The following is a 23,038-nucleotide window of genomic DNA, read 5'->3' as shown; positions in this document are numbered from 1 at the left end:
TTATATCTCATATTTTGTGGTGATATATGCAGCAATCAATATTGATATTAAATCACCGGTTACAAAGGGAGCGACACCTGACATAATTGCTTCGATTGGTTCAAGCTGTGCTTCAATCATAAGTTGTGTTGCACCCAGTGTATAAATTATAATTAATCCGATAATCATGTAAAAGCTGTTTAGAACTAAACCTGCAGATTTTACTTTTTCTGTCAGCATCCCGATAACAAAGGTGGCAAGAACAAATCCTATGATATAACCACCTGTAGGTCCAAACAGGACACCGATACCAGAAGCACCACCGGCAAAAACTGGTAATCCGGCAACACCCAGAAGTATGTAGACAATCATACTAAGGGGGCCCCATTTTTTGCCAAGTATAGACCCCGCCAGAAATACAAACAAAACCTGAAATGTGATAGGAACAGGACCAATAGGAATCTTCATATATGCACCTATTGCAGTCATTGCTGCAAAAAGGGACGCAAAAACCATTTTCTTTATTTCAGAAGAACCGGTTATATTTGTTTCTGATTCATCGCCATCCATATTGTTAACCACTAAAATTTTATATCAACATTGTCAACATCAAGTTGACAACGGGTTAACAATTATTTAAAAATTTTGTCAAAATGGAACGATATCTTTGTAATTCTTTTTATTTGGTATTTTCTCTTATAATCTCATTGATTGTTTGTGCCTGTTCGATTGATGAGCCTTTAAGACTTACTTTGTATTTTTCACTGCAGGTAACAAAAGTTACTGAGAGTTCTCTCAGAAATTCTCTTATCAGGAATCCAGCGACAAAAACAAATACGCCTGCAGCCATAACTATAGAACCGGATTTTGAAAATATATCCATGGGGTTGTAATATCCGGAGGTTAGGTATAATACAAACCCTGCCAACAATATAACCGGACCTGCCAGCAACATCCAGTAATGGTTCTTATAACCTGTAACAATAGATGAAATGTGGGTGTAGGATATGTCTTTACAATTTTCCTTTTTGTTAACCAAACCTGTAGGTTTCAGGGATATTATTCTTTTATTTGTAAAACCGATATCGGCTCTGTTTCTGCTTTTTACTTTGTACAACAAATCTTCACCGTCTGCCAGATATTTTTCAAATACGCTCAACATATACACCTGTATAATCTTTTTATGTCTATATTATATAAATTAAAAAGAATACATGAATATATTGCTGGAAAAATTAAATAAACTTTAAATGGGATATCCTTTTGAGGTGCACTCAGATGGATGGGTTTTTTTATTTTCCTTTTACCACATTACTGGTTATATTTACTTCATTCCTTATTGTAAGAGCATCATCTATTGCTTTAATGATGACCGGTCTTGACCAGAAGAGATCCAGATTTCAGGCATTATCGGCTTTTACAGGGACAGGTTTTACAACAAAAGAAGCTGAATTGATTGTAAACAATCCCAGAAGACGCCGGATTATAATATGGCTCATGATTTTAGGTAATGCAGGGATTGTTACAGTTATTGTAACCATGACATCAACTGTAGTTGTTAGTGAAGGGTTTCAGATACCGATAAATATAGTCATTCTTTTTCTGGGTCTGGTTGTTGTCTATAAAATAGCTACTCATACAGGTTTTTTACAAAGATGGGACGTGTTTATAGAAAACAGACTTTTAAAAACCACTAATTTTGAAGAAGAAGTTACTGAAGGACTGCTCCATCTTCTTGAGGGTTATGGATTGATAAGAGTTATAGTAAAAGAAGATTCTATCCTCTCAGGAACATCATTAAATGACCTTAAATTGTCAGAGAAAAACCTGCTTGTGATTGGTATTGAGCGAAATGGTGAATGGATATCTGTACCCAAGTCAGATGAAGTTATCAAAGAAAATGACAGACTTGTGGTATATGGACCGCTTAATGCGTTAAAATCCACATTTGAACAATAAAAAAAGAAAGGGAATTTACATTCCCATCGGCATTCCACCCATGCCGCCACCCATGGCGGCTTCTTCTCCTCCGCCGGATTTCTCGCTTGTAGCGACAACGTCATCGATTCTGAGAATCATTACTGCGGCTTCAGTTGCTGCATTGATAGCCTGAGTTTTAATTCTTAATGGTTCGATAACATCATCTTCCCACATGTTAACAATTTCACCGTTGCGGACATCAAGTCCGGCATATTTGTTGCCTTTCTCATGCTGGGAACGGAGTTCTACAAGTTTGTCAATTGCATCAAGACCAGCATTTTCTGCCAGTGTCTGTGGGATGATATCGAGAGCTTCAGCGAATTTATGGGCTGCAAGCTGTTCTCTTCCTTCAAGTGATGCGGCGTAGTTGTACAATTTCATTGCAAGTTCGACTTCAGAAGCACCGCCACCGACAACGACTTTGCCGTCTTCAACTGCTACACCTACAACACGTAGTGCATCGTTTAATGCGATTTCAAGACTGTCTACTACGTGTTCTGTACCGCCGTGAAGGATTACAGAAACGGATTTCTGTGATTCGCAGTCGGTAACATAGGTCATTTTTGTTCCGCTGACATCCTTTTCTTCAACGTTACCGGCAGACCCGAGGTCGGATTCACTGATTTCATCGACGTCCTGTACGATGTTGGCACCAGTTGCTTTGGCAAGCCTGTCCATGTCGCTCTGTTTAACCCTTCTGAGTGCAAAGATTCCCTCTTTTTGCAGGTAGTGCTGTGCCATGTCATCGATACCTTTCTGACAGAATACAACGTCTGCGCCACTGTTGATGATTTTATCGACCATGTCTTTAATCATTTTTTCTTCCTGGTCGAGGAACTGCTGCATCTGGTCAGGTGATGTGATTTTGATTTCAGCATCCATTTCTGTCTTCTGGAATTCAATAGGTGCGCTCAAAAGCAGTACTTTTGCATTTTCTACCTTCTTAGGCATGTTGGTGTGCAGACGTTCTTTATCGATTACAACACCATTAATAAGTTCAGAATCCCTCATGCTTCCGCCGGCATGTTTTTCGATTTTTATTTCGTCTGTATCAACGGATGTGCCGGATTCAGTCTTTTCAGAAACAGCCTTAACAGCATCTACTGAAAGTTGTGCCAGTGTGTCTTTGTATTCTTCTCCTCCTTTGCCGGTTATTGCGGTTGATGCTATCTTCTTTAAGGTTTCGGTGTCATCAGGAGATACATCAACAGCGATTTCATTTATATACTCGGCTGCTTTATCTGCTGCATTTCTGTAACCTGAAGCAATGATTGTTGGATGTACACCATCATCAAGTAATTCTTCAGCTTTTTTGAGTAATTCACCAGCTATAACAGTTGCACTTGTAGTACCGTCACCTACTTCATCATCCTGTGTCTTGGCTACTTCCACAATCATTTTGGCGGCAGGATGCTCGATATCCATCTCTTTAAGTATGGTTGCTCCGTCATTTGTAATAACAACATCACCCATGGAATCAACAAGCATCTTGTCCATTCCTATTGGACCGAGTGTACTCCTTACAGCGTTTGCGACTGCTTTACCTGCCATTATATTGTTGCTCTGTGCGTCTCTTCCTTTGGTTCTCTGGGATCCTTCTCCCAGAATGTAGATTGGTTGTCCGTTTGGTGCTTGTCCACCATATTGCATTTGTCCTGCCAATTTATAACCTCCTTGGGTTCTTGATGATTATATTTTAATAACACTTTAAATCAATATAACCAGAATATTTTTTGTATTATCCAAACAGGGAAATATCCCATTCTTTTGGTTCTAACATTTGTGGATGTAAGAGGTTCTATATAAAATTATTCTATAAAAAGAAGATGAAAATGAAAAGTATATGCTGATGATGGCTGAAATCTTAATTCTTTTTGATATATTCTATCATCTTAGGTGTTAGATATGGTATCAATTGAGGTAGCATATTAGGCATCAGATTTTCCATGGCTTTCGGCATCAAATCCGGCATCTGTTCTTTTATATAATCCGGCATTGGTACTCTTTTTTCAACAGCCTTAAGCATACTGGGCATAACCTTTGGCATAATTGATGGCATCAACATGGGCATCATTTTCGGCATCATAGGTTTCATCAAGGCATCCATGCCGGGTACATACTTCACTGATTTCATCATAGGTTTCAGGTAGGACGGCATAGCTTCCATCATTTCTGGCATAAGTTCTTCCATCATATCAGCCATGTTCTGCGGCTGCAAAAGCTCAATCATTTTATCGAAGGTAAGCCAGGCATCAAGAGTGTCCTGTGTAGAATCCGGTATATCGTATCCGAGGCTGCGGGCTACAATCGCACCAAGGTCCTGGATATCCATATTAAGGTTATATTCATCCACAGCAGTCCTGAACTGTACAAGGCAGCATGGACACAATGTGGCAACGACATCAGCGTTCACATCTTTTGCTTCATCAAGACGAATGTTGGCTACATTATGCGCAACGTGAGGGTCTGCAACAAGGGTCATCACAGAACCACAGCAGTGAGCTTTGTCTCTATTGTTTTCAAGTTCTTTGAATTCAACACCTGGTACTGATTTAAGCAATTGTCTGGGCGGCTCATACACACCACCGGCTCTTCCTATATGGCATGAATCATGCCAGGTTACAACCTTGTTCAACGGTTGTTTAAGTTTTGGTTTCAAGACATCCAGTTTATCAACCAGTACTTCTGAATAATGTTTGACTTCAAAGTTGTATTCAATACCAAGTTTTTCAGCCCACTCTGGATATACATCATGCCACATCATCCAGCAGGCGGGACAGGATGTAATTACAGTTTCAACTCCTTTGCTTTTCATGTTGGATATGTTCATCTTCATGATTTTCTCGAACACATCCCATTTACCAGCCATAAGCATAGGGATTCCACAGCAGGATTCTTTATCACCAAGCACTGTGAAATCGATGTCAGCATCATCAAGCATGCGGGCTGTACCAACTGCAATATCCTTTTCAACAAAGGATGCTGTACATCCTGCAAAGTATCCGTACTTGGATTCATCACTTATTTTCTCTTTTAGGTCATCAGGTATCCAGTCTGCCCTATTCTTCATGTAATTAGCCCAGATGTTTCTTTCTTTAAGCAGACTCTGAGCCATAATTTCAAATGGCGGTATGGTCATCATTTCTTTTTCTTGGACAAGTTTTGGTCTCAGTTTCCTCCATGATTGCTCAATCGGCATGTTGAGTTCGCATCTGGTGTCACACATCTCACAGGTAGTACAGGAGAGGAATGTATTGGTCTGCCCCTGGTCGAGTTCATCTCTGCCTGCCAGGTATTCTTTGATGAAGAACCATTTACCTCTTGGGGACTGGGATTCCCATCCGCGTCCATAATACTGGTCACATTCACTGACACAATATCCACACTGGGAACATGAATATGCAAGTTCAACGACCTCGGGAGGTATTCCTTTTTCTTCTTTGGTAAATTTTTCAGACCCGATACCTGATTTATTCCCTATCATCCTTCCAAGAGGTTCGAATTTTTCGCCAAGTGATATGGCAGTGTTAAGACCCGATTTTCCAGTAAGGGTATCAGGATTCATCAAATCATTGGGGTCGTGCTGCTTTTTGAAGTTCTGGATATCTCTGTAATTATCTGCAAACACACTTTCGGCTTTTTGTGCAAAGTATAGACCTGATGAATATATACGTCCTCCATATTTTTCAGCAATATTGACAATACTGAGTGAAAGCGGGAATGCGGTGTTAAACTTCAGGGAGCGTTCTGAATGTCTCATGAAACACAAAAGGACGACATATCCGTCATTGCTCATCATCCCTTCCACAAGAACAGGCAGGTCTATATGATTGTTTATTTCGTCAAATACTTTGTCCATATTTTCCAGTGGTACCAGAACTTCGGCAGGGATAAATGATGGACCCAATCGTTTTATCTTCATGGATTTGTAGGATTCGTTAATCTCATGCTCTGCGATTTTATCGGGAAGTACTTTTCCTCCAGAATTCTGGATTATGTCTTTTAGGGGTCTGACATCATTTTCTCTTGATTCAGGGTAGAGGAAATTGCACACGTATGCTACCGGCAATTCTGGATTCGGTATTTTGTCAGAACGACCATGCTGATGTTTCTCAGGTGTTTTGTTTTTCAGCTCAACCCAGTTAGGATTCAGAAATGTGACCGACCACAGAGGAATATTCTGTTCATCAGCAGAATGGATAGCTTTTTTCAGTGATTCCGCATCCTTGAACTCAGCGGATATACCCTTTGTATCTTCATAATTTCTAAGTTTGAGAGTAATCTGGGATATAATTCCGGTTGTGCCCATTGTGCCGGTAAGATTTTTTATCTGATCCCCTGAAAACTCTTTGACTTCGCCGGTTGGAAGGACAACACGTGCTGATTCCATTGTGTTCTGTGACCATCCGTATTCAAAACTTCCGAAACCTATACCGTTTTGAGCAAGCCATCCACCGACAGTTGATGAGGGGGCACTTGTAGGTAATGCCTGTACTGATAACCCCTGATTGTTGAGTTTTTTTTCAAGTCTTTCCCATCTTATTCCTGCCCCGACGGTAGCTTTGAGGTTTTCATGGTCAATATCCTGTATCTGGTTCATTGTTGTAATGTCGGCTACAATACCGCCTTTTGTAGGGATAACACCACCATATCCGGATGATGCTCCAGCTCGGGGAACAACTGGAATATTGTATTTGTTGGCAAACTTGATCAGTTTTACTGCTTCATCTTCATTTTCCACTTTTACAACAGCGGAAGGTTCACTTTTTCCAAGCATTGGTTTGACCAGAGTTGGAAGTGTCCCGATATCATGGCCGTAATAGTGACGTTCACGTTTTTTGAAATTTACATGGGGTCCAAAAATATTGCTAAGTTCTGATTTTTGCTCCCCACTTAACTCTGATATATGTTTTACCATTATTGAGTCCCCTTAATATTGATTTGAATTAAACTGTATTTTAATAATTGGTTATTTTTACATATAATCGTATATTCTTCAATCTATATAAACATTTGTATGGTTTATCAAAAACCACACAAAACCGATTGCATAAAAAATATTATAGGGGGTTAAGGGATTTTAACTTTTCAATGTGGTTTCTGGTTCGGAAATAAACATACTCTCTATACAATTCGGGGTTTTTAATATCATAAAATGATACATCTTGGACATGCCATACTGGGTTTTCTATCAGGTTTTTCTCTTCCATATCAGCTGTCAACGACCTTAATTTATCAAAACTGTCTATGTAGTTTCTCCAGTCACTGCCTCTCATATCGTAGGGATTTCCCTCTTCAAAGATTTCAAGTTTTTTTAATATGAATCCATAAATCTGGAACCATTGTGCATCATCCTTTGATGCCTGTATTTCTCCTTGATTTATTTTATCTTCCAAGTTTTTTGAAAATGATAATAAATCAGATGATTCTAATGTATTGGCGTTAATTTTGTTAACTATGGTATCAATTTCTTCCATCATATACACACTCCAAATAACCCCTGACTAATAATTGCCTATAACAAAAATTGGTATCAATACAGATAAGTATTTCTTTTTAAAAAAAGTAGAATATATGTAACGTCCCGACCGAGATTTGAACTCGGGTCTAAGGCTCCGCAGGCCTCAAGGATGTCCGCTACCCCATCGGGACGCGTTGGATATAGTTAGCAATTCCCTAATGTCCTTTTATAATATAAATATTATTGATTATCACGTCTTGAATAAAAGTTAAGTCCTACGGAGGATTAGAAAAAACCATGTCAATAACCATAGGTCTAGCAGGAAAACCGAATTCTGGTAAATCCACATTCTTTAAATCCGCCACAATGGCGGATGTAGATATAGCCAATTATCCTTTTACAACAATCAGTGCCAATCACGGAGTTACTTATGTAAGAACCGAGTGCCCATGTATGAAGTTAAACCAGCGATGCGGTAATTGTGTCGAAGGTATTCGTTTTGTACCAGTTGAAGTGATTGATGTTGCAGGACTGGTACCTGATGCATGGAAAGGTCGAGGACTTGGAAACGCATTCCTTGATGAGTTGAGGCAGGCAAAAGCAATTATACATGTCATCGATGCTTCAGGAAGTACCGATATAGAGGGAAATCCTGTTGATAAAGGTGGCCATGATCCCATGGATGATATAGAATTTTTAAACCGTGAAATAACCATGTGGATGTATGGAATACTGAAACGTAACTGGGACAGTTTGTCCAGAAAAATCAAAGCAGAAAACCTTAAACTTGAAGAAGCCTTAGCCAACCAGCTTGGAGGTGCAGGGGTATCGGATCATCAGGTTCATGAAGCACTGGTGACATCAGAACTATCAAGAAACCATGTAAAATGGACTGATGATAATCTGGTAACACTCTGTGATAATATCCGTTCCATAAGTAAACCGGTAATTGTTGCTGCCAATAAAATCGATGTGGCTTCTGAAGAAAATATAGAAAAACTACTCAACCTTGATATAATGGTTGTTTCTACAAGTGCGGCAGCAGAATTTGCACTCAAATCCGCATCCAAAAACAATGCCATAAAATACTTGCCCGGCAGTGATGATTTTACTATAATTTCTGAAAATATGACAAAGGAACAGAAAAAAGGTATTGAAGATTTGAGAGATTTTCTTAAAAGCAGGGGAGGTACAGGGGTACAGGAATGTATAAACAGGGCGGTTTTTGATTTACTCGATATGGTTATTGTGTATCCTGTTGAGGATGAAAATAAATGGACTGATAAAAAAGGAAGAATTTTACCTGATGCCTATCTTATGAAACGAGGTTCTACACCTCATGACCTTGCCTATCAGGTACATTCTGATATTGGTGACCATTTCCTTTACGCTGTTGACGGTAGAACAAGGATGCGTATGGGTGAAAAACACGAACTTGACAACGGTGATGTTGTAAAGATAGTATCCTCTGCCAAATAAAAATATCAGACTCAAAAACATGAATTTGATAGCATTATTATATGAAAAAATACTGTTGAGAAAAATCAAAAAATCACCTGATAAGGTACCCGAACATGTAACAATAGTTCTTTCAGATACAGATATATCTGGCAAGGACGGATTATCAAAATTGTTTTCTGTAATTTTGTGGTATAGAAAACTTGGTATAAATATAATCAGTATATATGTTAATTTATCCACTGGCGGTAAAAATCTGTCTATAAACGGAATTTCTTACCCTGTGGAAATGCTGGAAACCAGATCACATAGGCTTCCTAAAGATGTCGGATTTGAAATTTATGATAATAATGGGTATTTAAAGAAGGAGCACAAAGGCTCATCAATGCATGTATATCTATTTCTTGGATTTGGTGGAAAAAGTGAAATCACAAATGCGGTGCGTTCGGTGTTGTCTGATGTCAGTTCACAAAAAATTGACCCGGAAGATATCGATGAAAATGAAATCGAATCCCGTTTACTTGTAAAACACGAACCTGATATGATCATACGTGCTGGAGGAAAAAACCTTTCTGATTTTTTGATTTGGCAGTCTGTGTATTCAGAACTATACTTTACCGATGTAAACTGGGACAAGGTGAGAAAAATCGATATGATTAGAGCAATCAGAGATTTCCAGAAACGCCAGCGGAAATTTGGGAAATGAACAAGTTCAGGAAATTGTCTTTTCCATGACAATCGCGTTGTCATCAATGTAATATTCTGGTACAATGCCCTTTATATAAAATCCGTTTTCATGGTAGAATCTCTGAGCGTTGATATTTTTCTCTCTGACTTCAAGAATTAAAGCATCTGCCCCTCTTTTTTTGCCAAACAGTTTACACCAGTTAATAAGGTAGGAACCGATTTTCATCCTGTGGTATTTGGGATGGACTGCAATATTTGCTATGTGTGCATAATTTTTGACAATATCGATTACTACATAACCCACAATGATATTATTTTTCTCATAAACGACAAAACCGGGATTGCCAAGAATAGTTCTGAAAAGATAGTCAGGCCAGGGTATCTGGAATGATAATTCTTCTATCTCTAAAACAGCTGATATATCAGATTTTTTGGCTTTTCTTATCATTGTCTTTTCCGGATGATTTAGTAGGGATTGATATTTAAAGTCTAATTGTATGATAAATCTATTATTGAATTAATGTATTTCAAGGTCAAAAATATGTTTCGATATGCAGTAATAGTCTGTACAAAATGCAGGCAACATGCACAGATTATTGAAAACGACAATAAAAAAACTACAAAATGCCAGAACTGCGGTTCAACTTTAAATGTAGATAAACTTCGATTTTTCTATCAATGTGATAACCTTGATGATGCGGTATCTGCCCGTACAAAAGTCCAATCCCAGATACAAGGTCAGGAACAAATTCAGGATATATCAAAACATATGGGGTTTATAGACGCAACTGAATTCAGTGAATACAAACCTGTATCCCATTCTGACAAAGATAAATCAAAACACACCAGTTTTAAAAAAGATGAGAGAAAAATAATCATTAATTTGCTGGAATCAAACAACGGTGAAATGGAAATGGGCAGACTAAAAAGCTGGGCTTTTGAAAAAGGAGTGGATTCTGACAAATTTGAAAAAATAATAGATTCTATGTTTAAAACCGGTGAACTATATTCACCATCAATGACTGATATTTTAAAGCTTGTACCCTGAATATATTAATGCTTTTTATTTTTGATTAATCTGCATTCATAAAATTTATAAACAAATTATCCAATATAGGTTTCTTTCAAAGATACAACTGAATTATGAATACTTAGTATCGCAATATATATTTAACACAAATACCTATTCATAGGTTCTGGATATTCTTAATTCATTATAAACAATACATCAAATATATTACATTTTAAATTTATAAATCAGGTAAAAACATGTCCGGTGAAACTTTAGATATAGTAGAATTGCTATTGACTGCTGAGGTTTATAACAAGTATTCTGAAATGGATGTAAACGACCTACCTAAACAAATACGTAAAAATTACTGGGATCGTGAAAAAAAGACAGTTCCAAAACCAATCAATGTTTCAGTGTCTGATATTAAAAACATCTATGAAATAGAAGATATAAAAAGTGCTATAAAGTCTCTACCATTTGTGGATATTGATGAACTGCAATTCACAGTGAAACTTACTGCTTTTGATATGGGTGCAGATTGGTTCAAAAAGCAGGATGGTGCAATGGACAGGATTGGGAATAATCCCGCGTTGTCTTTCTATTTTGAAAAGAAAGAGACCGAGGGTGTCAGTTATGAAAGTACCCGGTCAAAAAGTGCACCAAAAGAAGTAGACAGGGAATGGGTGGATTCTCTAATAACTGAAATTGAGCAGGAAGAAGGGGGCGAGGATATGCTAAAACTTGCCCATATTGAAGCCCCTGAAGATATAATGCAGACTTTTGAAGATATTGTTCTGACAGATGAACAGGAAGATGAAGTTGAAAAGATAGTGAAGGCTATCCAGTATCGTGAACATCTTAAAACCATAGGAATGTATGATATAGGTAAACTTCTTCTGATAGGTGCACCCGGTACAGGGAAAACTTCGGTAGCCAGAGCCGTATCACACCGTTTATCACTGCCGTTTGTAGAAGTCAGACTTTCAATGGTTACAGACCAGTATCTTGGAGAAACAGCCAAAAATATCGACCGTGTATTTACACTTGCCAAACGATTAAACCCCTGTGTGCTTTTTATTGATGAATTCGATTTTGTTGCAAAAAAGCGAACCTCTGACGAAAGTGCTGCACTCAAAAGAGCAGTGAACACCCTTCTCAAGGCTATTGATGAGGTAAGCCTTACAAATGATGGAGTATTATTGATAGCAGCAACCAATCATCCAAATATGCTGGATACCGCTGCATGGAGGCGCTTTGATGAAGTTATGAATTTCCCATTACCTGATATGGAAATGAGAAAAATGATTCTTGATAGAGTAACCAGTGATATTGATGGTGATTTGGATACCGAAGAAATAGCACAAATAACTGAAGGATATGCTGGTTCAGACCTTCGAATGGTAATTCGTGAAGGAGTATTAAGTGCCCTGATGGAGGACAGAAAAGCGCTTACACAGGATGATTTGAAAAAGGCGGTGGAAAACTTCAACCAACGTGAAATAGTTAAATCCGATGAATACGCATAAAACCACAGGATACCAATGAAAATCACACTTCTTGGAACCGGTGATACGACAGGAGTACCTGTAATAGGCTGTCACTGTCCAACCTGTACAGATGCATATTCAAACGATAAAAACAAAAGGACACGCTTTTCCATACTGGTTGAATCTGATGCAGGAAAGATTCTGATTGACACCAGTCCAGATATGAAATGGCAGTTAATAGCCAATGATGTAAGCGGAGTTGATGGTGTAATCTGGACACATGGGCATTATGACCATTTTGCAGGTTTCCCTGAATTTTACAGGGTTCAGAAAAAAGTGGATGTGTACGGTGTACCAGAGACTCTTGACTATATCATGGACTATTTCCATTTTTTAAAACCCAGAAGACATGATGTCCAGCTCTATGAACCCTTTGAATTGATAGGATTAACCTTTGTACTTTTTGAAGTAAATCATCTTCCGATTAAAAAAGCGGTAGGGGTTATGGTCTGTGAAGGTGAAAAAAAAGTTGTTATTACAGGTGATACCAACAAAGATGTTCCTCAAAAGAGTATGGATTTAATCCACAAACCCGATCTTTTGGTAGTGGATGCAATAGTACCTCCCAGTATAACCTCCATCAAAAAACATATGAATGCCATACAAGCGCTTGATTTTTCAGAAAAAATAAAAGCAAAAAAAGTAGTGTTTGTTCATATGAGCCACTTTTTCAAACCGCATGATGAAGAAAGTAAAAATTATCCGCTCGGATATGATGGAATGAAATTTGATATTTAAAGATCACGAGAAATGAAGCAGGAAGCCAACAGTTTTAACTGTTCTCTTTAAATCCGAGATTAAAAGATATCTTTAAACTTGGTTTAAATAGTGATAAATGCGTCTAAACTTAAATAAACCATTAATGACCAGCAGTAACATCTCTGATTCATAATTAGTTTATATATGCATGACATATTTGTAGATAGCATGTACCTGACGTTAAAAGTAAAACTGAATCCTGATAGAGAACAACGCGCTAAACTATTGACAACCATGCAAAAGTTCAACGAGGCCTGCAACTATGTTTCTGAGACTGCATGGCACAACAAGAAATTTGGTAAAACCGGGATTCAGAAATTGACTTATTATGACATCAGGCAGGAATTCAGTCTGTCTGCCCAATTGACTGTCAGGGCAATCGGTAAAGTAGCTGAAAGCTACAGCAACGACAGAAAAACCATGCACAAATTCAATAGAAGAGGTGCAGTGGTCTACGACCAGAGAGTTCTGTCGTTCAAAGAAAACGATACTGTGTCCATACTTACTCTGGACGGTCGTGAGAAGATTAGTATTTCTTACAGTGATTTTCGACCTCTGGATAAAAACAGAATCAGAGGTCAAACAGATCTGATTTATGAAGACGGTAATTTTTACTTGATGCTTGTGATGGAAGTAGGTGAAAACGAGGTTGAATATAATGATGATGTCATGGGAGTAGACCTTGGTGTTGTTAATATAGCAACCACTTCTGATAACGAAGTTTACAAAGGTACTAAAGCCGATGAGATACGAGAACGATATACCAGTCTGAAATCAAGATTACAATCTAAAGGCACTTGGTCAGCCAAGAAGCACCTCAAGAAATTATCCAAAAAGGAACGCCGGTTCAAACGCGATCTGAACCACCGGGTTGCTAAACAGCTGGTCAAACGCGCTAAAGACACTTCCCGGGCTATTGCACTGGAAAACCTCAACGGTTTTCGTCCGGAGGCTACGGTTACTAAAGCGCAGAGAGACAGATTGGGTAAATGGGCGTTCTCTGAATTGACCGATTTCATATTATACAAATCAAAACTTGAAGGAATACCTGTTGTGATAATCAACCCGATGTATACCTCTCAGCAGTGTTCTGAGTGCGGGTACATCGATAAAAATAACCGTCAGAAACAGTCTAACTTCAAGTGTAAGAAATGCGGTCATAAAGACAACGCCGACTACAATGCTTCGAAGAACATTGCACACAGGGGAGCCGTCAGCCTTCCTAATGTCCTCCGCTTAGCTTCTATTAGTTAAGAGATGGAAGGACAAGCTAACCACTTCAGTAGTTAGTAGCTGACAATCAACGCTTCTTTTCATTTTCTAATTCATTTAGCCATTCATGCTCTTTTTTAAGCTTCTTTCTTTCATTGCGGTAATATAGTACAACAGCCAGAGCTCCCAGACTAAGTCCCATTGATCCTACTGAAAGCATTAATGGGGCATTTTCTGGATAGAATTTTACATTTATAGAATCCTGTGAAAACTGCGGTTCTTCTGAATCATCAGAACCTGCAAAATTCCTTACACGGTCAAATATTGAAGCTGGGTCGCCTTCAAAATTGTACCATATAAGGTTGAGTCTGCCTTTATCATCATAATATTTGTCATCAGGAGATGGTCTTGGTCTTCCTATTACTGGATTACCGGTTGAATATCCTTCGGGTATCACAAACCGGATGATAGATGGTGAGGTAGGGTTATATGTAAAATCCTGTTTGCTGGGTATATCCATTGTGTATGCTACAAACCCTGTTATAGACTCATTGAATCTGATGTAGATATGTTTTTGTCCGCCTACAACATTATCGGTAACCGTGTGGTTTATGTTTAAAGGGTCTTTTCTGTCAGAAAGCCTTTCAAAATTTTTTATAGTAGCATGTGTATTATTGGCATTTTCGGCTATAACCACAACATCTGAGATGATATTTTTGTCCACTCCGCCCAGTTCTTCTATCGGAACAATATCCAGTTCCTTTGAATTTTTGACCATGTGAACAGCTTCTACACTCTGGTTTGTTGAAAGGTAAAATGTGGTGGTGTTTACAAATGTATCATTCTCAGTTTTATCCAAAAACACTTCCAGTTCATATTTTGAAGTGTCAGGTTCATCATTTGTTTCATTCATCGGTACTATCTGGTCTATACATCCCGATGCAAATAGGGTTGGAATCAGTACCGAAACCAGAAGTAGTGCTGTTTTGTAATTCATTTTTATACTCAAACCCTTAATAGGTACATTCTTTAATCAAATTAACGCTAATCAGGTAAAAAGTAAAAAGGGTAAATATAAAAGCCACCCTTAAATGGTGGCAGTTTTAATTATTTGGCAGTTATTCCCATTCTGTGAAGTGCATCAGCAACTTCATTGTAGGCAACATAAAGTTCTTTTCTCTGGGTGTCAATGTATTCAACTTCAGGTTCAGATGCAAACCAGATTTCATTTTCGGTGTTTCCTCTGGTTATGGATATACACTGTAGCATATCAGCATGAGTCAGGCGATATACTGAATCATAACCAGTGGACGTGACCCATGCAGGGTAGGAGGATTTCAACTGATTGACGAATTTACCCCAGTTTATGGTTGCTGAAGTTTCTATGTTCAGATGAAGGTGTCCCCTTTCTCCAACAACTTTTTCTTCGATTCTGTTAAGGAATTTATTGTATCCAGGGTCTGATTCATCTATTTCTTTTGAATAGTAGGTTGAAAGCTCTTTTGCGGATTCTTTGAAAAATGGTGCAAGATTTATGTTGCTGGATTTTTGGGTTGCAAACGAAACTCCAAAGAACGCAACGGCACTAAGAAGCATACCAACGATTACACCATGGCTTCTAAGAATCGGATGTATGGTTTGAAGATACGGCTGAGCCATAGAACCAGTGTTTGCAAGGTCTATCACAGTGAGTGTAATCTGGGCGATAGCTCCCACAATGAGACCTGCAATAGCACCTTCTTTGGTTGCTCTTTTCCAGTAAATTCCTCCCATTAACGGGAAGAAATAGGATGCACTTGCGATATATGTTGCAATATGTATAGCATCAAGGATACTTGTAATATAAAACGATATTATTGTTGCAGATGCAACAATAAACAGTACACTTATTCTGTTAATAACACGCATCTGTTTCATTGTTGCATCGGGTTTTATAAATCTCTGGTAAATATCGCGGGATACACAGGAAGCCCCAGAGGTTGCAAAGGTATCGGTACATGACATGGCAGCGGCTGCAAGCCCTATTGCACTGAGTCCAACTACAAATGTTGAAAACGAACTGTTTATAAATTGCAAAAGTGCGGTTTCTGCTCTTGCCATTCCTGCAGGAAACCCGGCTTCAGCAATGCCTGGATAGAGTGAATTCAGTCCCAGTGCGATAACAGCACAGGCAGCAAATACAACAGTAATAAGGAAAGCTCCAAGAGTCATTCCAAACCTTGCTGATTTCCTATCTTTTGCAGCCCAGACTCTCTGCCATGGATCCTGTTCGGTAATCCATCCGGGAATTATTGCAATCAAGAATATAAGTGCAAATGGTATACCCACAGAGAAAGGATTCCACCAGGATGAATTAACATTGCCAAAGACGTCTGATACTGTCATTGCAGAAGATGCTTCAAATGCACCTGAACTGGCAGCTCCGACGGTGACAATAGCCATGGATATAACAAATAGTGATAGAAATGTAAATTGAAGGACATCTGTCCATACAACAGCAGAAAGCCCTCCGAGGGTGACATATATTGATACAGCAATTGCGACAATGGCAGCTGCATAAATAGGGCTCAAACCAAAGAAAACTTCCAGAACAAGGGCAAACCCTTTGATGTCAGCAACTGCAAAAAGAATCATTACAATTGTAATAATAGTAGCCACAGGGGCACGTATAGCACTGCTGTATCGTTGTTCAAGCAGTTCCGGTTGGGTGATGGCGGGAAGATGTTTGATTCTGCTGACAAGGATTGCAATTATTAAAAGAGCAAGAATATTGGGTACAACAAATCCCCATATCGAACCCATACCATTTAACAGATAAAGTCCTATAACAGAAAGTAAAGCTCCGGCTGTAAGCCATGATGCAGCAGCAGAAAATCCTACTCCTATTGATCCTATGTTTCTGCCCGCAAGCCAGAAATCCGTTATGGATTTTTGTCTTTTTGTAAAATACCATCCAATCGATACAAGTGCTGCCAGATAAACAGCAAGCATAATTAAAAATATTTGATAGCTTTCCATAATGAATACCTCGATATTTTTTGTGCATATTGTAAATATATTTAAATTTTGAGATATGACCTTTAAATCCGTAGATATAGATTTTCTTATATAAGCAGTTTTAAAAATATAATTTACATTTTTTAATTGAAATTTTTAATCGTGCTGGATAATAAACTGGTGAGGTAATTATCCTCTGGATATATGAATGGTATTGAAAACAAATAATACTGATTACTATCAATAGAAAGAATTATAAAAAGAAAAGTTACAGTTATTTATATATTAAATCCATTAATCCTAATTATAAACCATGACCTTAGAACCAGTTCATATAAAAGAGATATCCCAGCTTGCATCTAATATTGATGTGTCTTTAGAAGATAAAGATGAATCCGAAATAACAACCGATATTTTTAGTTATCTTCAGGAATTAAAATATAAAGGCAATATAGTACTCAAATCAATGGAAAAACTGTACCGTGGTAAAGTCAATGTAGAGTACATAGCTCAATCCAGTGACCCTTTTGATATAACCTATGCATGTGACAGCGGCAGTACTAATCCAATTCCATTTGATAGCGGATTTTTTGTAGATTTCTGTCATTGTGCACTGGCATCTACACCTACTAATCTGGATTTACATATGAAACGTACAATTGTAGCAGCTACCTATAATCCCAGTGAAACTGTAACCATAAAAACTACTCAGGGGTGGAAGGAATTTGATGATGGTTCAGGGCGTAAAAAAATCATACGTATCCAGCCGGGGCTTTTGAACAAAAGAATTGGTCGTATGGTACATGATATAGCACTCTATCTGGCGGAATCTGAACATATAAACTGGATGCTTGATGGGCTGGATGATAATGGTGTATTAATAATGGATGGTCCAGTGTATCCAAAACGACTTATGTACTGGTTGGTAGTGGAATCCGAAGATATCCAGATTCAATATGATCCGCATACAAAGACCATACTTCAAAATTATATTGACATAATGGATGAGCATATAAAAAAACAGAAACCTCTGATGGGATTTGTTAAAAATCCAGAGGACATTCAGGTTATGCAGGCGATGAAACAAAACGGTATGAGGGGTATTCCCTGGACGATGGATGCCCAGTTTTTCAAAAATCTTCTCTCATTAAAAAATGATGATGCAGATGAAAATAAATATATTACCTATACCAACTGGTTCATTCAACCCAACAAATTCTACGAGCGAATGCTTAACACAACATCTCCTTTGGTAGAAGATACACTTGAACATAAATATCCTGCAGATGATTATTCATTGACCTTTTTTATGGTATATGTGCCATGGATGGATGTCATCTTCAAAATTGAATCACCGTATGGACTTACCAAAAATGAAAATATAAGAGACATGGTAAAACGAAAAGTCCTATATGACATTTCTATAAACGGGATACCCAAAGCATTATCCAAGGCTGATTCAATAGCAAAAATACGCAAGTCCGAACGTGAATATATAAAACAACAGTTCAATACTGGAATTGACACCTCATATAACGATATACGCTGGAGTGAAACCGATGTCTGAAGACAGGGATATCCTTTCTTTCTCATCAGAACAATTTGATTCTGAAGAAGGAAATGAGACTGATAACAAAGAAACGCAACAATCCGATGATTTTGATTTTGAGGAATATAAAGTACCAGATGTAGATACCAATGACACAGACCACGCTTATGGTATTGTAACAACTGGTATAGAGCCAGTGGAAATAACTGAATCTGATGCAACTCTTACAGGGTATATAACAACAACCAGAAGGCAGGATGTGCGTCTTGGAACTTATGTTCTTGTGCCCTATGGGGATGAAGACCTTTTTGCAAGAATATGGAAGTTGCGCTATATCCAAGAATTTGAAGTTGATGATGCAACAGAGATTCATTCCCGAAGAATGTTAAAATCCAACACTACAGATGAAGAGGATTACAAATTTCTGGCATTTCTTGATCCAATATGTATATTGTACAATGAATCTGGTGGAGATGGTCAGCTAACCCGCCGTATGAGTGACAGGATTCCCAAACCCAACACTTCAATTCTTCCTGTCGATGATAAAATCAAAATCCAGACCGGGTTAAATATTCCGAAAGAGGGTATATTCTTGGGACATCTTAGTGTAGGAGGGGAACTTGTAAAAACCAGAGCTGAACCACCTAATGTACCTTATTACCTTAGAAATGATTATTCCATGGGAGACCCACTTGTTTTTAGGCATATGCTTGTCTGTGGAAGTACAGGAACAGGTAAGACTTTTATGACAAAAAACATTCTTCGCCAATTCCTGAGTGATGGTAATCGATATGTTCTTCGAAGTGATGAGAACAGGTGGAAAAACCCCTGTGTTGTAATAATGGACCCACAGGATGAATATTCCCAGGTGTACGAGGAAAATCCGGAAATAAATACACAGGATGAATACAGTTTCAATTCTGAAAATGTTGAATTTGGTTCATGGTCCAATACAAAAACTTTTGTTGCAAAAGTGGATGGATACTCTTACAATGGCAAATCCAGAGCCCAGCAGGTAGAATTTACCATCCCCTTTGAGCTTGTGAAAAACAATTCATGGCTTATCGCAGCGGCAGGTCTTACTGAACTCCAGTATCTTGCTCTTGATATTCTTCTTGAGGACTATTTCAAAAAGAGTGGTGAACATACCTACCGCGGATTCCTTGATTATATTGAAGACGAGGCAACAAGATCGGCTTATGTAGATAGCGGTAAAATCCATGAATCCTCATACGATGGGATTGTAAGAAGAGTTAAAAACCGGGCTTTTGAAAAAGTATTTGATCAGGATGCTCGACCTATAACTGATATCCTTGATGAGGTTTTCAAACCCGGACAGGTCAGTGTGTTTCCTACAGAATACATCAATTCACCACTTATACGCGACCTGATTGTACTAACCCTTATGACTACAATTGTGGATAATAAATTAAGCACCTCTGGGAATGAGTCGGTAAGGAAAACTCCAATAGTTCTTGGACTGGATGAAGCACATCGCTATCTTGCAAAGGCATCAGGTGAACACTCAAGGCGAATCATTTCAAAATTTGCGGATGCTGCACGTCAGGGTAGAAAGGAAGGACTTGGATTGTTCCTTATAACCCAGGATCCACAGGATATAGATGATACAGTATTCAAACAGATAAACACCAGAATAATACTCAACCTGACAAATGACAATGCTATCAACGCTTTAAACGTGCCCAAAGAATATGAAAAACGAATACCCTATCTTAAAAAAGGTCAGATGATAGTATACAGTCCGGATAACAGTGATATAGTAGAGATTATAGGGTTACCAAAATGCGTGGTTAAGCACTAAATAAATTTACGAGGATGGGGCAACAGGGGTACGTGAAAGCCAACGGTTTATAGAGCTTGTCCGACAATTCGATACTGTCAATCTATTTTTATTTCTTATTGAAATAAATATAGGTTAAAAATTAATTTATGTATTAATAGCATTTATCCAATAATCTAAAAACCAGTCACGGATGCTGTCACTTGATATAAGAGAAACAATCAGGACTGATAATTTATGTTACTTGGTAGGTCATTTTGTATAAGATATCCACTTTAATATTAATTGTCGGACAGCCTGTTCTAACCGTTGGATGAAACAACCCCGTTGATCTTTGATATGTTTTATTATAAACATTAAAATCGCTATCATTAGGATAATTTATATAGTTTAAAAACGTATAAGCCATCAGGGTATACCGTGGGGCTCGCGGGAATGAACGGCTGTGGAGATGGTACCTCTACGAACGGTCTTGGCATCGGTTCGCAAGTACCGCCGATGAACCAGCAAATGCTCGACCTCGCCAAAGGTTGAGGCTCTCAAGGTTCAAGAGAACCTCACGAGTTTACTCGTGAGAGAGCAGTCAGCATCCGAAACGTATATATAACCACAATACGATATGAACACCGGCTTTGCCGGTTATGGGCCGGTAGCTTAGTCAGGCAGAGCGATAGACTCTTAATCTATAGGTCGAGGGTTCAAATCCCTTCCGGCCCGCTGGTATTTTTTAAAATAAAAAAGTTAAAGACTTTTGATGTATTCCAAACTCTTTATTCCGTCTTCAAGAGTTCTTAATTCTGTAACATATCTTCCTTTATAATTCGATAAACCCTTGAAAACCTTTTTCCAGTTGATATCACCAGAACCTACTGGTAGATGTTCATCTTTTTTACCGGTATTATCATGGATATGGATATGTGTAATCCAATTTTTACATTCATTCAAAAAATCATCCACCATGTTCAAGGTGTTTGCATGCCCAATATCAAAGGTAATACCCAGATTATCTCTGTTTACCGATTTTATGATGTCTATCATTTCCCGGGGCTCTTTACCGAATATATGAGGAATGTTTGGCATATTTTCGACTGCAATCTGCATATTGTAGTCATCTGCATAATCACAGATTATTTCCAGAGATTCGATAGTTTTATTCCAGGCTTTTTCCGGAACCTGTGCACCATGAGGGGACTTATATCCCGGATGAATGACTGCGATGTCTGCAAATTCGGATGCAATTTCCAGATTATATTTCATCTGGTTCAAAACTTCTCTATGTATTCCGGGATTCAAACTGGAAAGATTCAGGTCTGAAAATGGAAGGTGGGTGGTTATATCCAGATTAGTGGTTTCGTACAGTTCTCTGACATTTTTTAGTGAATCATTATCCAATTTCTGGGAACCTTCCTGTACAATTTCCCACCCAGTATATCCGTAATCTTCCAGTTCATAGACCCAGTTGAATGGATTATCAACTACTGAATGGGATGAAAAACTAAGTCTTTTGGTGTTCATAATTTAGAATTGCCTTATTTCCATTTCAAATTTGGGTCTTCCCTCTTTTGTAGGGGGGGTCAGCCAGTCGAAGATTTTCTCCATTTCATCTTTTGAACTTGTGGTAATGGTTACGTGTATAGACCCCAATGGTTCCTCATCTGCCGGAAAGTTCATCCTGCCCACTGATGCCACCTGTTTGTTAATAATAAAATGTGTGGATAAACCATCGATTGAAAGCCCTCCCTCCAGCTGCATTCTTCCTGTGTCCAGTATTTTTTCTTTTCTAAACATTTCATGAAGATTTTTCAGGGTTTCAACATCACCAGTACCTGATAACCGTTTTTTGTGCTGCTGTGCGGTGTCCAGTGTTTCAAGTTCGATATCACCAAAAATGTTTTTTAGGGCATTTGCTACATAAGTCTCATTTTCGGTGGGATTGACAACCGCAGAAACTTCCACCTCGACCATGAGATATTCTACAAGGGATTCGATTTTATTTCTGAACTCATCAAGTGTACCGGTATTTTCTATAACAATATCTGCAATTTCCATTGCTTTGTCCATACCCCAGCTGAGTTCTCTTTCATCCCTTTCTTTTAATTCATTAATGTCAGCCATATCATCGCTTCTTTTGCGTTTTTGAACACGTTTAAAACGCATATCAAGAGGTGAGTCAATAGATACCAGTGTAAATTTTTCACCAAACTCTTTCTTAAACCTTTCAACTTCAGCAATCCCGCGGATACCATCAATAGCTATCAGGTCTTCAGAGAGTTTCATTATTTTTGGAACACTTCTTTTTGCAACTACATCAAATCCCTCTTCGTTTCTAAGCTGGTTGGCAACACCACCGATATTGGCATCAGTTGGTTCCAATGACCTTCTTTCTACTTCTTCTCTGATGACATCACCCATGTTGACGACCTTAATACCCAGTTTTTCCACAACAGATGATGCTTCAGATTTTCCAGACGCTGGCATTCCTACAAAAGCTATAATTTTCATGATTGTATCCTGGATTGTTTTTTATATATGATATAATCGTTCTGAACAAATAAATGTTATAGGTATTTGGATTTAACAGAACGAATATGAGAGG

The 23,038-nt window shown here is 38.2% G+C and carries 19 protein-coding genes and 2 tRNA genes; 10 read left to right on the top strand and 11 right to left on the bottom strand.

The features are described from left to right. Both METEV_RS09300 and METEV_RS09295 read right to left on the bottom strand, forming a co-directional pair. Complete coding sequence (locus METEV_RS09300) at nucleotides 1–549, bottom strand: biotin transporter BioY (protein ID WP_013195255.1); 549 nt, start codon at nucleotides 547–549, stop codon at nucleotides 1–3. 109 nt (nucleotides 550–658) lie between these two features. Continuing rightward, on the bottom strand, nucleotides 659–1,141 hold the full coding sequence (locus tag METEV_RS09295) for a PH domain-containing protein (RefSeq protein ID WP_013195254.1): 483 nt from the start codon (nucleotides 1,139–1,141) through the stop codon (nucleotides 659–661). A gap of 116 nt (nucleotides 1,142–1,257) precedes the next feature. Here METEV_RS09295 and METEV_RS09290 point away from each other — a divergent pair, with 116 nt between their 5' ends. After that, on the top strand, nucleotides 1,258–1,938 hold the full coding sequence (locus METEV_RS09290; protein ID WP_013195253.1) for a TrkA C-terminal domain-containing protein: 681 nt from the start codon (nucleotides 1,258–1,260) through the stop codon (nucleotides 1,936–1,938). A 15-nt stretch (nucleotides 1,939–1,953) separates the two neighbouring features. On the opposite strand, the gene thsA is transcribed toward METEV_RS09290, so the two are convergent. The 4 genes from thsA to METEV_RS09270 form a co-directional block, all read right to left on the bottom strand. Continuing rightward, nucleotides 1,954–3,609, bottom strand: a complete 1,656-nt coding sequence (thsA, locus tag METEV_RS09285; RefSeq protein WP_049891295.1) for a thermosome subunit alpha — start codon at nucleotides 3,607–3,609, stop codon at nucleotides 1,954–1,956. Between the two features lie 214 nt (nucleotides 3,610–3,823). Then, complete coding sequence (locus METEV_RS09280) at nucleotides 3,824–6,877, bottom strand: FAD-binding and (Fe-S)-binding domain-containing protein (RefSeq protein WP_013195251.1); 3,054 nt, start codon at nucleotides 6,875–6,877, stop codon at nucleotides 3,824–3,826. 142 nt (nucleotides 6,878–7,019) lie between these two features. Next, on the bottom strand, nucleotides 7,020–7,439 hold the full coding sequence (locus METEV_RS09275) for a redox-regulated ATPase YchF (RefSeq protein WP_013195250.1): 420 nt from the start codon (nucleotides 7,437–7,439) through the stop codon (nucleotides 7,020–7,022). Nucleotides 7,440–7,539: 100 nt separating this feature from the next. Further along, nucleotides 7,540–7,611 (bottom strand) — tRNA-Arg (locus METEV_RS09270). A gap of 106 nt (nucleotides 7,612–7,717) precedes the next feature. Between METEV_RS09270 and METEV_RS09265 the strand changes: the two genes are divergently transcribed. Both METEV_RS09265 and METEV_RS09260 read left to right on the top strand, forming a co-directional pair. After that, nucleotides 7,718–8,899 (top strand): redox-regulated ATPase YchF, encoded by a 1,182-nt coding sequence (locus METEV_RS09265; RefSeq protein ID WP_013195249.1) that lies wholly within the window; start codon nucleotides 7,718–7,720, stop codon nucleotides 8,897–8,899. A gap of 19 nt (nucleotides 8,900–8,918) precedes the next feature. After that, the gene (locus METEV_RS09260) at nucleotides 8,919–9,584 is read left to right on the top strand and encodes an undecaprenyl diphosphate synthase family protein (RefSeq protein WP_013195248.1); all 666 of its coding nucleotides are present in this window, start codon (nucleotides 8,919–8,921) and stop codon (nucleotides 9,582–9,584) included. 6 nt (nucleotides 9,585–9,590) lie between these two features. Here METEV_RS09260 and rimI read toward each other — a convergent pair whose 3' ends face one another. Then, on the bottom strand, nucleotides 9,591–10,013 hold the full coding sequence (rimI, locus tag METEV_RS09255; RefSeq protein ID WP_013195247.1) for a ribosomal protein S18-alanine N-acetyltransferase: 423 nt from the start codon (nucleotides 10,011–10,013) through the stop codon (nucleotides 9,591–9,593). A 93-nt stretch (nucleotides 10,014–10,106) separates the two neighbouring features. On the opposite strand from rimI, the gene METEV_RS09250 reads away from it, so the two are divergent. The 4 genes from METEV_RS09250 to METEV_RS09235 all read left to right on the top strand — a co-directional run bounded on the left by METEV_RS09250 (nucleotide 10,107) and on the right by METEV_RS09235 (nucleotide 14,137). Continuing rightward, on the top strand, nucleotides 10,107–10,613 hold the full coding sequence (locus METEV_RS09250) for a DUF5817 domain-containing protein (RefSeq protein ID WP_013195246.1): 507 nt from the start codon (nucleotides 10,107–10,109) through the stop codon (nucleotides 10,611–10,613). Between the two features lie 221 nt (nucleotides 10,614–10,834). Next, nucleotides 10,835–12,103, top strand: a complete 1,269-nt coding sequence (locus METEV_RS09245) for an ATP-binding protein (protein WP_013195245.1) — start codon at nucleotides 10,835–10,837, stop codon at nucleotides 12,101–12,103. Nucleotides 12,104–12,118: 15 nt separating this feature from the next. Then, entirely contained in the window at nucleotides 12,119–12,862 is a 744-nt protein-coding gene (locus METEV_RS09240) for an MBL fold metallo-hydrolase (RefSeq protein WP_013195244.1), read from the top strand. A 189-nt stretch (nucleotides 12,863–13,051) separates the two neighbouring features. Continuing rightward, complete coding sequence (locus METEV_RS09235; RefSeq protein ID WP_049891294.1) at nucleotides 13,052–14,137, top strand: RNA-guided endonuclease InsQ/TnpB family protein; 1,086 nt, start codon at nucleotides 13,052–13,054, stop codon at nucleotides 14,135–14,137. A 46-nt stretch (nucleotides 14,138–14,183) separates the two neighbouring features. Here METEV_RS09235 and METEV_RS09230 read toward each other — a convergent pair whose 3' ends face one another. Continuing rightward, nucleotides 14,184–15,092 carry a DUF5803 family protein gene (locus METEV_RS09230; RefSeq protein WP_013195242.1) on the bottom strand — a complete coding sequence of 303 codons (909 nt, stop codon included), beginning with the start codon at nucleotides 15,090–15,092 and terminating at the stop codon, nucleotides 14,184–14,186. A gap of 110 nt (nucleotides 15,093–15,202) precedes the next feature. After that, nucleotides 15,203–17,113, bottom strand: coding sequence for a sodium:solute symporter family protein (locus METEV_RS09225; protein WP_013195241.1), 1,911 nt, complete (start codon nucleotides 17,111–17,113; stop codon nucleotides 15,203–15,205). A 292-nt stretch (nucleotides 17,114–17,405) separates the two neighbouring features. On the opposite strand from METEV_RS09225, the gene METEV_RS09220 reads away from it, so the two are divergent. From METEV_RS09220 to METEV_RS09210, 3 genes are all read left to right on the top strand, one after another. After that, the gene (locus METEV_RS09220; RefSeq protein WP_013195240.1) at nucleotides 17,406–18,659 is read left to right on the top strand and encodes a DNA double-strand break repair nuclease NurA; all 1,254 of its coding nucleotides are present in this window, start codon (nucleotides 17,406–17,408) and stop codon (nucleotides 18,657–18,659) included. Further along, nucleotides 18,652–20,463 (top strand): ATP-binding protein, encoded by a 1,812-nt coding sequence (locus METEV_RS09215; RefSeq protein ID WP_013195239.1) that lies wholly within the window; start codon nucleotides 18,652–18,654, stop codon nucleotides 20,461–20,463. Before METEV_RS09220 ends, METEV_RS09215 begins: the two co-directional genes overlap by 8 nt. A gap of 622 nt (nucleotides 20,464–21,085) precedes the next feature. Further along, nucleotides 21,086–21,159, top strand: a tRNA-Lys gene (locus METEV_RS09210). A 24-nt stretch (nucleotides 21,160–21,183) separates the two neighbouring features. Here the strand turns inward: METEV_RS09210 and METEV_RS09205 are convergent. Beyond that, nucleotides 21,184–21,957 carry a sugar phosphate isomerase/epimerase family protein gene (locus METEV_RS09205; protein WP_013195238.1) on the bottom strand — a complete coding sequence of 258 codons (774 nt, stop codon included), beginning with the start codon at nucleotides 21,955–21,957 and terminating at the stop codon, nucleotides 21,184–21,186. Nucleotides 21,958–21,960: 3 nt separating this feature from the next. Beyond that, entirely contained in the window at nucleotides 21,961–22,944 is a 984-nt protein-coding gene (locus METEV_RS12930) for an AAA family ATPase (RefSeq protein WP_013195237.1), read from the bottom strand. Nucleotides 22,945–23,038: the final 94 nt, after the last annotated feature.

The sequence above is a fragment of the Methanohalobium evestigatum Z-7303 genome, from assembly GCF_000196655.1.
Lineage (GTDB): Archaea > Halobacteriota > Methanosarcinia > Methanosarcinales > Methanosarcinaceae > Methanohalobium > Methanohalobium evestigatum.
The sequence above is the reverse complement of the archived record's forward strand: the minus strand, read 5'-3'. Positions and strand labels throughout refer to the sequence as shown.